General features: G+C 67.0%; 10 protein-coding genes. 3 read left to right on the top strand and 7 right to left on the bottom strand.

Annotation, left to right across the window (positions count from 1 at the left end):
- The first annotated feature begins 25 nt into the window (after positions 1 to 25).
- Positions 26 to 1978 (top strand): acyl-CoA dehydrogenase, encoded by a 1953-nt coding sequence (locus tag JF781_RS21595; RefSeq protein WP_225329767.1) that lies wholly within the window; start codon positions 26 to 28, stop codon positions 1976 to 1978.
- 49 nt (positions 1979 to 2027) lie between these two features.
- On the opposite strand, the gene JF781_RS21590 is transcribed toward JF781_RS21595, so the two are convergent.
- Positions 2028 to 2495 (bottom strand): LppP/LprE family lipoprotein, encoded by a 468-nt coding sequence (locus tag JF781_RS21590; RefSeq protein ID WP_225329769.1) that lies wholly within the window; start codon positions 2493 to 2495, stop codon positions 2028 to 2030.
- Between the two features lie 330 nt (positions 2496 to 2825).
- On the opposite strand from JF781_RS21590, the gene JF781_RS21585 reads away from it, so the two are divergent.
- Together JF781_RS21585 and JF781_RS21580 are read left to right on the top strand one after the other, a co-directional pair.
- Entirely contained in the window at positions 2826 to 7061 is a 4236-nt protein-coding gene (locus tag JF781_RS21585; protein ID WP_225329768.1) for a bifunctional nitrate reductase/sulfite reductase flavoprotein subunit alpha, read from the top strand.
- Positions 7062 to 7212: 151 nt separating this feature from the next.
- On the top strand, positions 7213 to 7425 hold the full coding sequence (locus tag JF781_RS21580) for a hypothetical protein (RefSeq protein ID WP_308011593.1): 213 nt from the start codon (positions 7213 to 7215) through the stop codon (positions 7423 to 7425).
- 13 nt (positions 7426 to 7438) lie between these two features.
- On the opposite strand, the gene JF781_RS21575 is transcribed toward JF781_RS21580, so the two are convergent.
- Genes JF781_RS21575 through JF781_RS21550 form a run of 6 tightly spaced genes read right to left on the bottom strand, consistent with a single transcriptional unit; the run spans position 7439 to position 13103 of the window.
- Positions 7439 to 7945, bottom strand: coding sequence for a CAP domain-containing protein (locus JF781_RS21575; protein ID WP_225329765.1), 507 nt, complete (start codon positions 7943 to 7945; stop codon positions 7439 to 7441).
- A gap of 13 nt (positions 7946 to 7958) precedes the next feature.
- A complete protein-coding gene (locus JF781_RS21570) occupies positions 7959 to 8543 on the bottom strand; it encodes a hypothetical protein (RefSeq protein WP_225329764.1) in 585 nt (194 codons plus the stop codon).
- The gene (locus JF781_RS21565) at positions 8540 to 9181 is read right to left on the bottom strand and encodes an Mce protein (protein WP_225329763.1); all 642 of its coding nucleotides are present in this window, start codon (positions 9179 to 9181) and stop codon (positions 8540 to 8542) included. The genes JF781_RS21570 and JF781_RS21565 overlap by 4 nt, the downstream gene beginning before the upstream one ends.
- A 17-nt stretch (positions 9182 to 9198) precedes the next feature.
- Positions 9199 to 10668 carry an MCE family protein gene (locus tag JF781_RS21560; protein ID WP_225329762.1) on the bottom strand — a complete coding sequence of 490 codons (1470 nt, stop codon included), beginning with the start codon at positions 10666 to 10668 and terminating at the stop codon, positions 9199 to 9201.
- Complete coding sequence (locus tag JF781_RS21555; protein WP_225329761.1) at positions 10669 to 11790, bottom strand: MCE family protein; 1122 nt, start codon at positions 11788 to 11790, stop codon at positions 10669 to 10671.
- The gene (locus JF781_RS21550) at positions 11787 to 13103 is read right to left on the bottom strand and encodes an MCE family protein (RefSeq protein WP_255642172.1); all 1317 of its coding nucleotides are present in this window, start codon (positions 13101 to 13103) and stop codon (positions 11787 to 11789) included. The genes JF781_RS21555 and JF781_RS21550 overlap by 4 nt, the downstream gene beginning before the upstream one ends.
- Position 13104: the final 1 nt, after the last annotated feature.

Below are 13104 nucleotides of genomic sequence, written 5' to 3'. Positions count from 1 at the left end.
GCGAACCGCGCATTACTGTCGGCTTATGGCGCCAGAAACGACAAGCACCGCAGAACATCTCCGCAACGCGCTGGACGGGCGGTGGCGTGATGTCCGAAACCGGATGCGGACGACGCTGACCGAGGACCTGTTCCGCCCGCACTACACCCCCAACACGGTGATCGCCCGCACCAAGGTGGCGGAGCAGATGAGGATCATGGCGGCGTTCGGCGCGGCCGCCGACAGCTTCCGGAAAGAACACGGCGGCACCGGCGACGTCGGCGCGGCGATCACGATGATCGAGATGCTGGCGATGTCGGACTTGTCGCTGATGGTGAAGGCCGGGGTGCAGTGGGGGCTGTTCGGCGGTGCCGTGGAGAACCTGGGCACCGAGCGCCACCACGAGACCTACGTGCCCAAGATCATCAGCCTCGAGTTGCGCGGCTGTTTCGCGATGACCGAGACCGGGCACGGCAGCGACGTGCAGTCGCTGGAGACCACCGCGACCTACGACGCCGAGACGCAGGAGTTCGTCATCGACTCCCCCACCCCGTCTGCGCGTAAGGACTACATCGGTGGTGCGGCCGAAACAGCAACCATGGCAGCGGTTTTCGCGCAGCTGATCACCACCGAGGACGGCAAGCCCGTCAATCACGGCGTGCACTGCGTGCTGGTCCCGATCCGCGACGAGGACGGCAACGACCTGCCCGGGGTGACCACGTCGGACTGCGAATACAAGGGCGGACTGCCCGGAGTGGACAACGGCCGCATCGTGTTCGATCACGTCCGCGTTCCGCGGGTCAACCTGTTGAACAAGTACGGCGATGTCGCGCCCGACGGGACCTACAGTTCGCCGATCGAGAACCCGAACCGCCGGTTCTTCACGATGCTGGGCACCCTGGTCCGCGGCCGGATCACCGTGGGCGGCAGCGCCGGCGCCGCCGGGCGGGTGGCGCTGGATATCGCGACCCGATATGCGTTGCAGCGCAGGCAATTCAACGCACCCGACGACAGTTCCGAGGTCCTGATCATGGACTACCTGGTGCACCAGCGGCGGCTGTTTCCGTTGATCGCGAAGTCCTACGCCCTGCAGTTCGCGCAGAACGAGCTGGTCAGCAAATGCCATGACGTCCAGAGCGCGGACGCGCCCGACGCCGACGAGCAGCGCGAGCTGGAAGCCCGCGCGGCCGGGTTGAAGGCCGCCAACACCTGGCATGCCAGCCGCGCGATCCAGGAATCCCGCGAGGCGTGCGGCGGCGCGGGCTACATGGCCGAGAACAGATTGATCGGGCTACGGGGTGACACCGACGTCTTCACCACGTTCGAGGGCGACAACCACGTGCTGACCCAGCTGGTGGCCAAGGAGCTGCTGACGGCGTACGCCGACGACATCAAGAGCATGAGCCCGGTCGAATGGGTGCGCTTCGCCGCCAACACCGTCGGTGAACGCGTCATCAAACGCACTGCGGCAGAAGCGATCATCCAAACCATCGTCGACACCCGCCAAGACAGTGAGGAAGAGGGCAGCCTGTTCAACCGCGGTACGCAGATCAAGATGTTCGAGGACCGCGAAGAATATCTGCTGGCGTCGGTGGCGCGCCGGCTACAGGCGAAATCCAAAGAGATGTCGGAATTCGACGCGTTCAACTCGGTGCAGGATCACGTGCTGCACGCGGCGAGCGCCCACATCGACCGAGTGGTGCTCGAAGCGTTCGTCGCCGGGATCGACGCCTGCGAGAACGAAGAGGCCTGCGAACTGCTGGGGTACCTGTGCGACCTGTACGCGTTGTCGGTGATCGAGGACGACAAGGCGTGGTACATCGAGCACCGGTATCTGTCCACGGAGCGCGCCAAGGCGGTCACCCGGGGGATCAACGACCGCTGCCGGGTGCTGCGCCCGCACGCCGCGACACTGGTCGACGGCTTCGGGGTTCCCGAGCAGCTGCGTTACGCCGAGATGCTGCACCCGGAGAACCTGGGGGACGCCGTCACGAGCTGACGGGCGGGACGAAACCGGTAAGCGTCGTCGAATTCGTTGGCGTGACGGGCTATTGGTTCGGGACCGTGCCGACGGTTTGCAGCTTGCCGTCCGGGCCGATCCGGAACTTCACCGTCCCGATCCCGCTGGGACAGCACAGCTGATCATTTCCCTTCTGCCACTGGTACTGAACGGTCACGGTGTCATCCGAGGGCGGCAGCACGGTGATGTACGGCTTTGGGTTCGGCGTGGCGGTCCCGAGCGACCGGTTGTGGTCGAAGAAGAGCAGCTGCTGGGGAGTCGACTCGCTGGCGATCGTCGGGATGATCTGCACCCACGACAACCGGCAGTTGCGGGTATGGCCGCGCCCGATTTCAACCCAGATCGTGCCGGGGATCGCGATGGGGACCGCGGTGATCGCCTGCCGCACGGTGTCGGCGGTCGGCCCGTCGGAAGCCTTGCAGGTGTCGGGTTTGGCCTGCGGTGGCGCCGCCGGCTTCGCGCCGCAACCGGAGGCCAGCAAAACCAGCAGGATCACAATGAGCGGACGCACGCGGTGAGCTTAGCGAAGACTGTGAATGTTCCGTTGGTTTGGTCGGAAAGCCCGTTCTGACAAGCGTCGCGCGGGGCGCGCGACGTAACCTCGGGCGGGGCGAACGGTCAATGGTGACCTGCGATAACGCGATCCCCCGCCGCGAATTCCCCCGGCGATTTCACACCGGCGTGTCGGCCGTTGAGAGAAAAAAGTAAACGGGGGGAAATTTCGGGGAGCGGTGCCGAAACACGCCTGCTCCACAATGAACTCACGCGATACGGAGCTAACCCGTACGCATTCGACGAAAGGGACGCAAGCGTGACCACGGAGTCCATGGCGCAGCAGAACGCCGTGAACACCATGTGCGCGTACTGCGGCGTCGGCTGCGGCATGGTGTTGCAGATCACAACGAATCCGGAAACGGGTCGCGGTCACGTCACGAAGTCGGTTGGCAACAAAGAACATCCGGCGAACTTCGGGCGGCTGTGCACCAAGGGTGCCACCACCGCGGACATGCTCGGCGCGCCGGGCCGCATGGACTCGGCGTACGCGCGCGCCGATCGCGGCGAACCGCTGGAGCCCGTCGAGATGCACGATGCGATCACCCAGTGCGCGAGGCGGTTACGGGCGATCATCGACGAACACGGCCCCGACGCGTTCGCGATGTACGTGTCCGGTCAGATGTCCATCGAGGCGCAGTACCTGGCGAACAAGCTGACCAAGGGCTTCATCGGCACCAACCAGATCGAGTCGAACTCGCGACTGTGTATGGCCAGCGCGGGTTCCGGCTACAAGCTCTCGCTGGGCGCCGACGGGCCACCCGGTTCGTATCAGGACTTCGAACACGCCGACGTCTTCTTCGTCATCGGCGCCAACATGGCCGACTGCCACCCGATCCTGTTCCTGCGCATGATGGACCGCGTCAAGGCCGGCGCAAAACTGATCGTCGTCGACCCGCGCCGCACCGCCACCGCCGACAAGGCGGACCTTTTCCTGCAGGTCGCCCCGGGGACGGATCTGGCGCTGCTCAACGGCCTGCTGCACCTGATCGTCGAGAACGGCCACACCGACCCAGAATTCATCGCCGAGTTCACCGAGGGCTGGGAGGTGATGCCCAGCTTCCTGGAGCAGTACACCCCCGACAAGGTCAGCGAAATAACCGGCATCCCCGAGGGCGACATCCGCGCAGCGGCCCAGATGATCGGCGAGGCCGACAATTTCGTGAGCTGCTGGACGATGGGTCTCAACCAGAGCACCCACGGCACCTGGAACACCAACGCCATCTGCAACCTGCATCTGGCCACCGGGGCCATCTGCAGGCCCGGCAGCGGGCCCTTCTCCCTCACCGGCCAGCCCAACGCGATGGGCGGCCGCGAGATGGGTTACATGGGACCGGGTCTGCCGGGGCAGCGGTCGGTGGCCTCGGCCGACGACCGCGAGTTCGTCGAAGACCTGTGGGGCATCCCCCGCGGAACGCTGCGCACCGAGGTCGGCACCGGCACCGTCGACATGTTCTCCCGGATGGCCGGCGGACAGATCAAGGCCTGCTGGATCATCTGCACCAATCCCGTTGCCTCCGTGGCCAATCGCAAGACGGTGCTGGCCGGGCTGGAGCGCGCCGAATTGGTGATGGCCCAGGACGCGTTCCTCGAGACCGAGACCAACGAATACGCCGACGTGCTGCTGCCGGCGGCCCTGTGGACGGAGTCCGAGGGGGTGATGGTCAATTCCGAGCGCAACATGACGCTGTTCCAGCCGGCGGTTCCCGCTCCGGCCCCCGCGATGCCGGACTGGCGGATCATCGCCCGGATCGCCTGCGAGATGGGCTTTTCGGAGGCGTTCAGTTACGACTCCGCCGAGGAAGTCTTCGAGGAAATCAAGCGGTTTTCCAACCCGAAGACCGGTTACGACCTGCGCGGGGTGAGCTACGAGCGGCTGCGTCAGAGTCCGGTGCAGTGGCCGTGCGCACCGCAGAGCGACGGCGACCGCAACCCGATCCGCTATCTGAACGACGGTGTCAGCCAAACGCAGTTGATCCGCGACGACGGCAGTGTGCCGCGGCTGGCCTTCCCGACACCCACCGGCCGTGCCGCGTTCTTCGCCCGCCCGCACCTGCCGCCCGAGGAAATGCCGGACGACGACTACCCGTTCCTGCTGAACACCGGGCGCCTGCCGCACCAATGGCACACCATGACCAAGACGGGCAAGGTGGCCAAGCTCAACAAGCTCAACCCGGGGCCGTTCGTCGAGATCCACCCCGGCGACGCCGCCCGGCTTGATATTGCCGACGGGGATCCGATCGAAATCGCTTCTCGCCGCGGCCGCGCCGTGCTGCCCGCACTCGTCAGCGACCGGGTACGCCCCGGCAACTGCTTCGCGCCGTTCCACTGGAACGACGCCTTCGGCGAATACCTGTCGATCAACGCCGTCACCAACGATGCCGTCGACCCGATCTCCAACCAACCCGAGTTCAAGGCGTGCGCCGTCACCTTGACGAAGGTCAGCGTCTCCCAACCCGATTCGGGCGCCGCGACAACGGCGATCACCGACACCCCGCAACCCGCGGCCGCGCAGGTACGAGAGATCAGCATGACCCAAGTCGACGCCCTCGGCGAACTGCTCGGTGTGGCAACGCTGCCCAAGCCGGAATTCAACGAGCTCGGCCGCGCCTACCTTGCCGGGATGCTGACCGGCCTGCGCTCGGACGCCGGCCGCCGCACCGCGGGGGTACCCACGCTGCCGCCGAGCGCGCCGTTCGATTCCGGCACGCGGCTGTGGGTGGATGGCCTACTGGCGGGCTTGTTCTCGCGTATCGACGGGCCCCAGCCGGTGGCATTGCCCGTGGCGTCCCCTCCGATGGCGGCCGCCGAGCAACCGCCCGTCGCGCCGGCCGATCCTCAACCCGCGCCCGAGCGTGCCCCCATCGTGGTGCTGTGGGCGTCGCAGACCGGGACCGCGGAGGAGCTCGCCGCCGACATCGCCGCACAACTGGGCGACGCCAAGCTGCCGGTCTCTTTGCACAGCATGGACGACTTCCCGCCGGCCAAGCTGGCGACGACGCGGGAGCTGTTGCTCATCACGAGCACGACCGGTGACGGCGATGCGCCCGACAACGGTGCCGGCCTGTGGCGGGCGCTGACGTCCGAGAGCGCGCCGCGATTCACCGATACCCGCTACGCCGTGCTCGCGCTGGGTGACTCCAATTACGACGATTTCTGTGGCCACGGACGCAATTTGGACGCGCGTCTCGCCGAGCTCGGCGCGACCCGCCTCGCCGGCCGGGTCGACTGCGAACCCGACTACGACGACTCCGCGGCCAAGTGGCTGGGCGACGTCATCGACGCGCTGACCCGGACACCCACCTCCGTCGGCAGCGACGGCAGGGCGGCGGCGCCGGCCCGCGCCTCCGCGATGGCGGCGCGCTCGCGCCCGAATCCGCCCGCAGCAACCGCGTACAGCAAGAAGCATCCGCTGATCACCGGCATGGTCCGCAACACCATGTTGAGCCAGCCGGAGTCGGCAAAAGACGTGCGGCACTTGGTCTTCAGCCTGCCGGAAGAAACCGTGACCTACGAGGCCGGTGACGCGCTGGGGGTGTGGCCGCGCAACAGCGACCAGCTGGTCGACGAATGGCTGTCCGTCACCGGGCTCGACGGACAGACCCCGGTCGAGGTCGGCGAGCACGGGCTGATGTCGTTGCGCTCCGCGCTCACCGAGCGCATCGAGATCGCCCACATCAGCCGGGACCTGGTGCGGTTCGTGCAGGAGCGCACGGGCGATGCGACACTCGCGGAGCTGCTGAAGCCGGAAAACAAGCGGGCGCTCGCGGATTGGTCGTGGGGGCGCCAGTCCATCGACCTGCTGGCGCAGCTGCCGGTCATCGCGTCCGCGCACGAGTGGCTGCGGGTGCTCAAACGCCTTCAGCCGCGGCTGTATTCGATCTCGTCGAGCCCCAAAGAGTGCCCGGGCGAGGTTCACCTGACCGTCTCACCGGTGCGCTACAACTTCCAGGGTGTCCCACGCCGCGGGGTGTGTTCCACCTACCTCGCCGACCGCTCCCCCGGCGATCGAGTTGCTGTCTATCTGCAGGCGTCAAGCAATTTCCGCCCGCCGAGCGACCCGGACACGCCCATGATCATGATCGGTCCGGGCACCGGCATCGCGCCCTTCCGCGGCTTTCTGCAGGAGCGGCGCGCGCTCGGCCACAACGGACCCAACTGGCTGTTCTTCGGCGAGCAGCACGCCGCCACCGACTACTACTACCGCGACGAACTCGAGCAGATGCGCGACGACGGCTTTCTCACCGAGTTGGACCTCGCGTTCTCCCGGGACCAGCAGCACAAGATCTACGTGCAGCACCTGATGCGCAACCGCGGGGCGCAGCTGTGGAGCTGGTTGCAGGACGGCGCTCAGCTGTACGTCTGCGGTACCGCCGACCCCATGGCCAAGGACGTCGACCGCGCGCTCTGCGACATCGCGGCCGAATTCGGCAACCTCGACCCGGACGCGGCGCAGGCGTACGTCCAGGCGCTGAGCGCCGACAAGCGCTACCACCGCGACGTCTACTAGCGCCGATTCCCCCGCTGACGTCGAACTTGTAATACGGCGGAAACATCGCGCATCCGCCGATGAAACATCCGAGTCGCACGATGCAGTCATAAGGTCGCGCACCTGAAGGGGTCGCCATATGGCTCGGGAGTCTGATGGACCCGATCGGGTCATCAAGAACGGCTGCCCGTTGCGGTGCCGCCTGCGACACGTCGGCGTGGCGGAGGAGCGGGTGGATTGGGCGGGGCTGCCCGTCAACCTGGACTTCGCGTTCTCGCGTGATCAGCGCGACAAGGTCTATGCGCAACACCTGATGCGCAGGCGCTTGTGCGTCTGCGAGATCGCCGCAGGGCAGGACGGCGCGGAGACGCTGCGGGTCACCTGAACGCTCGCGGCGCCTACCGCGTGGGCGGATCCGGCTGCCCGTACACCGCCACCACCACGGTGCGGTCCACACTGTTGGCCGACCACACCCCGATCGCGGTGTTGGCGCAGTCGCGGATGATCGCCATGTCGTCGGGGTTGTAGTACCACTGGTTGACCAGTTCGAGGCTGCTGATCGCGATGGCCGGGTTGGTGGCCACCGTCTCGGCCGCCCTGCCGCGGAAGCCCGCGGCATTGGCGCGGTCCTGCGGCGTCGATCCGTCGGAGCCGGTGTCGTCGTTGATGTTTCGGTTGTTGATCATGTCTTCGGCATGCCATTCGGCGGCCAGGGTAAGCGCGTTGTTCCTGACGACGTCGTTCGTGCAGCCCGCCTGATGCTGCAGCGTGTAGACGGCGGAGACTACCGCGCTGTTGAGTCGCTTGTTGTCGGCGTGCACGGCCGGGGCCAACAACGTTGAGGCCCCGGCGAGAAGGACGGCGGCGGACAGCGCGCTGCCTGGGCAGCGAATCGGCACGGACATGTGCTTTCTCGGATCACACGGGGTCGAAGCGCGAAACCAGCCATCGGCCGTTGACCTTGTCCAGTGTCATCCGAACGACGGGCTGGGTGTCGGTGGGGGCACCGTCGCCGATGGTGACGGTTTGGTCGACGAACACCAGCGCCACGGCGTGGTTCGCGGTCACCGAAACCGACGCCGCGGCATTGGCTTTCGCCGCCGACGAGATGCGCTTCTCCTTCGCGCCGGGAATGACGACCTGCCGGGTGAGCTCCGCGTAGGCATCCTTGAACTCACCGGTCAGCCGCTCGCGTGCCGCGGCGAGATCCTTGTCCACCGAGTCGGCGCGATAGGACAACAACGCGACCGCGTCGTCGCGGGCGGCCTGCACCGATTCGGCGCGCACCGCGGCCAGGTCGGCGGACGACCCCGCCCACCACCTGAGGTAACCCGCGCCCAGTGCCAGCACCAACGCCAACCCCGGCAGGATCCCGTAGGCGACGATCCGCGACCAGGCGGTCGGGCGCCTGTCTCGTGTGGGCGTCGGGGTGGTCTCGGCATCGTCGATGCCCGGTTCCGCCTCGGCCGCAGCGGCTTTCACATCCTCGCTCACCGTGGTCATGGCACGAACACCACGTTGGAGACCTTGGCGTCAGAGGCGTCCGGGCCGACCGATCGGACCTCGATGCGCATCCGCCATTCCCGCGGCGCCTCCTCGCCGCCGGCCGTGCGCGACTTCACCGCAACCGCCACCAGCACCTGGGCCGAGTCATCGCTTTGGGATTCCAGGCCCGCATCGGTCACGGTGCCTTCGGATTTCGACTGTGCCGCCTTCACGACCTCCATGAACGGTTTGGACCGCTGTTCGAAGTCATCCCGGAATGCGCCGGTGGCCGAATCGAGGATGCGCTGCACGTCGGTGTCGACCTGGGTGTAGTTGATCGTGGTGAGGTTCACCGCGCCCTGACGGGCGGTCGCAACGTACAGGTTGCGGCGGGCCTGGGCGTCATGCTGCTGGTAGGCGCGGTAGCCGAGCCAACCGCTCAGGCCGGCCAGTGTCGCGACGATGAGACCGCCGGCGACCAAGGCGGTTACGACGGCCGAAAACCGCTGCTGCTGAACGCGTTCGCGCCAGCGGGTGAACCTGCCTCGTGGGCGGCTTTCGCCGGGGTCGTGGCCCGGTTCGGCGATGCGCTCCTCGGCCTCGGTCGGGCCGGGGCGTTCGGCGACCTCGGTCGCCGCGTCGTTGTCGTGTGTCATCGTGCTCCTTCGAACTCTCAGGGTTGCGGGACGAGCAGTGATTGCCAGCTCTTGGCGCGCGGGTGGGCCAGGTCCGACTCGGTGTAGCGGCGCCCGTCGGGTCCGATGTAGTCGCCGGTGGCCGGGTCGTAGGTGGCCACGGCTATCGGCGCGGGCGGTGGCGCGGTGGCCCGCGGAGCCGGCAGCCGCGAATCCTGCCCCGGGGGATACAGCGGCACGCCCTGACCGCTGGTCGTGGCGTTCGGGTCCCCCTTCCAGTTGTAGCCGTCGTTGAGCGGCACGTACTCCTCGTCGCTGTCGCATAGCTCGACCGTGGGCGCCCTTTTCCATGGCTTGCTCTCACACGGAATGTTGCGCACCCCACGGACATTGAACTCCGAGTCCTGGGGCACCCGGCAGAACAGGTCGGCCGCCGGCCGGTCCGGGGCGTCGACGCTGGCCGGTGAGCGCCGCTGCTGCGGCGGCAGATACCCCGTCGTGCACGGGGGCGGCAGGTTGAGGTTGAGGTTGAAGTCCAGCTGGGCGCCGCGGTACTCCTGCTTGGTGTTGGAGCTCGGCACGATGATCGCGGCCATGGCCGCGATGCCCTGCGGGAGCAGCACCAGGAGTTGCTCGATGTCGTGGCGGTAGACGACGGCGATGTCGCCGAGGCTCACCAGGTTGGCGAAAAGCACTGGCAGCGCGGGTGTCACCCGATCCAGGAGGGCGCGGCCTTCCTCGATGCCCGACGCGCCGTTCGTTAGCAGGTCTCGCACCGCGGCGTCCTGCGCCTTGAACTGCGCCATGATGGCCGCGGTGTGGCGGGCCCACGCGGTGATCGCGCCCGACGTCTCGACTTGGGAGTCGAGTACCGCCGGCGACTGATCGATGAGGGCGGCGAGCGGGTCGACGGTCCGGCCTCCCGCGATGGCCAGCGCGGTCGATCCGTCGACGATGCGGGACAATTCGGGTCCAAGGCCGCCGACCGCGCGGTTCGTCTCGTCGATCACGGTGCGCAGGTTGTCGCGCGGAATCGCTTGCAGTGCACGGTTGGTCATGTCGAGCAGGCGCCCGATGTCGACGGGGACGTCGACATGGCCCGCGGGGATGACGTCACCGGCCTGCAGCGGTCGGGCGTGTTCTCCGCCGTTGCCGGGCTGCGGGGTCAGCTCGATGTACTGCTCGCCGATGGCCGAGCGGCTGTGCACCGACGCCTGGACGTCGGCGGGCACTGTGACCCCTGACCTCATGGCGAGCACGGCGCGCACTCCGGTGGCGGTGACGTCGACCGACTTGACCTGCCCCACATCGGTGCCGCGGTAGGTGACGACCGAGGTCTGGTAGAGCCCACCCGATTGCGGAAGGTCCACGGTGACCTTGTATTCGCCGATCCCGAACAATGTGGCGGGCAGCTTCATGAAGTTGAATGCCATTGCGCCACAAGAGACGACGGTCACCAGCGTCAGGATCGACAACTGGATCCACGTGCGTCTGGTCAGTCGAAGCATTCAGTACCCCCCGAAGTGGTACGGGTAGGTCAGCGGGTTGCCCCCGGTGACCGGGCTCGGCTGCATGCCGATGGTGCGACCCCACTGCAGCTCGAGTTGGGTGAGGTTGCCTTCCCAGCGCGACCCGGTGAAAAGCCCTTGGTCGATGCGGCTCAGCGTCAGATCGACCACCAGGGTGAGGTTGGCGTAGTCGCCCCGGAACCAATTCCGCACTGTCGACGTCGGCCAGGGATAGGTCGCCAAGCCGTCCAGGCCCCGGGTGAGCGAGGGCCCGGCGTCGGCGAGCGAGCGCAGCACCGGCGCGATGTTGCGCAGGTTGTGTACCAGCGATTCCCTGCTCTGATGGACGGTATCGGCGGCGATCGCGCTGAATTTGCCGACCTGGTCGATGGTCTCGGCGATCTTGGCCCGTTCCTTGGCCAACACCTCCAGCGCCTTAGGCACGGATGTCAAGGCCTTGTCGACGACCGGGTCGTTGCCGGCAACCTGACCCGCCAGAGCGTTGAGGTTCTCGGCGGCGGCGATGATGTCGTCGGTCTGGCCGTTGGTGCGGGCGATGAACTCGTCCAGCTGGCCGAGCAGACTGCGCATGTCGTTTTCGCGGCCGGCGAATGCCTTCACGACCGCTTGGTTGATTTCCTGCAGCTGCCCAATTCCGCCGCCGTTGAGCAGAATCGACACGGAGGCCAACGTCTGCTCGGTGGTGGGATAGAGGCTGGCGCGTGACAACGGGATGACCGACCCGGCTGTGAGCCGGCCGACCGGCGGTTCGTCTTTGGGCGGCGCGAGTTCGATGTGCATCGAGCCGAGCAGGCTGGTCTGCCCGAGCTTGGCCGTCGAATTGGCCGGCAGGTGGACGTCGCCGTCGATGCGCATGGTGACCAGCGCGTGCCAGTCTTGCAGCTCGATCCTGGTGACGTTGCCGACGTTGACGTCGTCGACCCGGACCCGGGTGTTCTCCTGGATGGTCACCACGTCGGGCATCTGCGCCTGAATGGTGTAGGAGCCCGGCCCTCCCCCGGCCGTTCCGGGCAGGCTGAACGAATTCAAACCGCGCCATCCGCACGCCGAAAGCGCGGCGACGCAGAGCATTCCGACGAGTGCCGCGGCCGCGCGTCTCATGACGGCCCCGTCGGAAGCATCAGATCCTGCAGGACCTGAAGCGAGTTGGTCGTCGCGCTCGGCGCTGGCGGGGGCGGTGGCTGCTCGGGCGGCGGGGGCGGCGCGTCGGTCGGTGGGGACGCGTCGGGTGGCGGGGGCGGCGTGTAGCCGGGTCGCAGCCAGTCCTCGCTGTAGGTGATCTCGCTGGGGCGGGCCTGCGTCCCGACGAACGGATTGATCCCCGCCGGAATATAGTTGTAGATGCGGTTTTTGATGATCGGGTTGAGGTACTGCAGGCACAGTTTCGAGACGCGGGCCAACCGCGCCCGCGACGCCGCTTCGATCGAGCTGCAGATGAATTGCGGGATGTCGGCGAAGTTGTTCAGCGCCAGGATGCCGGTCATCGCGCTTTGCGCCGGCTGGTAGATGTTCAGGAAGTTCTGGAACACCGTCGGGGCGATATGCAGGATCTGTTTGATATCGCCGCGGCTGTCGTTGAGCGCGGTCGTGATCGAACCCAACCGGTCGACCGTGACGCCCATCGCTTCGCGGTTCTCGGCGAGGAAATCACGCACGTCCGTCAGCGCGCCATCCAGCGACTTCAACGCGGCGCCGACCTCGTTCGGGGTGTTCGACAGCAGGGTGGTCACGCCGGCCAGGTTCTGGTTGAACGAGGCGAGCAGATCGCTGCTGGAGTGCAGCGCGGATACCAACAGCTGCAGGTTGCGCACCGTGCTGAAGATGTCGTCGGCGTGGTCACCGAGCGCCGAAATGGCCTGGGACAGTTTGATGACGGTGTCGCGGGCGGTGTCGCCCTGGCCGCGCACGTTGTCGGCCGCCGAGTCGATGAGCTCGCCGACGGAGTTCACCCCGCCGGGGCTCGTGGGTTGCAGCGCGTCGGTCAGCTTTTCCAGCTGCCGGCGGAAGTCATCCCATTCGACGGGAACCGCGGTGCGGCTGAGCGGGATCGACGCGCCGTCGCTCAACTTCGGGCCACCGGAGTATGCCGGGACGAGTTGGATGGCCCGCGACGTCACCAGCGATGGGGACAAGATGGCGGCGCGCGCATCGGCCGGGACCGAATACTGCTTGTCGACCGAGAACGTCACCCTGGAGCTGGTGGGCTGGGGCTCGATCTTGTCGATGACCCCGACGGCGACGCCGAGGATTCGGACCTCATCCCCGACGAACAGACCGTTGGCCTCCGCGAAATACGCCGAGTAGGTGTTCTTCTCGACGTCGTCCCACAGCCTGCTCGCGACCAGAACCGACGCCGCGGCCAGCGTCAGGATCAGGCTGATCGCGGTGACTTTGCGAAGGGTGCCCCGGCTCATG

Source organism: Mycobacterium sp. WUMAC-067 (assembly GCF_020217485.1).
Taxonomy (GTDB): Bacteria; Actinomycetota; Actinomycetes; order Mycobacteriales; family Mycobacteriaceae; genus Mycobacterium.
Note: the sequence above shows the minus strand (reverse complement) of the source record. Positions and strands in the feature narration are given on the sequence as shown.

Bases quoted from the DNA above. Each gene is read 5' to 3' on its own strand.
- JF781_RS21565 (WP_225329763.1), bottom strand. From the start codon at position 9,181: ATGACACACGACAACGACGCGGCGACCGAGGTCGCCGAACGCCCCGGC.
- JF781_RS21595 (WP_225329767.1), top strand. From the start codon at position 26: ATGGCGCCAGAAACGACAAGCACCGCAGAACATCTCCGCAACGCGCTG.
- JF781_RS21555 (WP_225329761.1), bottom strand. From the start codon at position 11,790: ATGAGACGCGCGGCCGCGGCACTCGTCGGAATGCTCTGCGTCGCCGCG.
- JF781_RS21570 (WP_225329764.1), bottom strand. From the start codon at position 8,543: ATGACCACGGTGAGCGAGGATGTGAAAGCCGCTGCGGCCGAGGCGGAA.
- JF781_RS21560 (WP_225329762.1), bottom strand. From the start codon at position 10,668: ATGCTTCGACTGACCAGACGCACGTGGATCCAGTTGTCGATCCTGACG.
- JF781_RS21585 (WP_225329768.1), top strand. From the start codon at position 2,826: ATGGCGCAGCAGAACGCCGTGAACACCATGTGCGCGTACTGCGGCGTC.
- JF781_RS21550 (WP_255642172.1), bottom strand. From the start codon at position 13,103: ATGAGCCGGGGCACCCTTCGCAAAGTCACCGCGATCAGCCTGATCCTG.
- JF781_RS21575 (WP_225329765.1), bottom strand. From the start codon at position 7,945: ATGTCCGTGCCGATTCGCTGCCCAGGCAGCGCGCTGTCCGCCGCCGTC.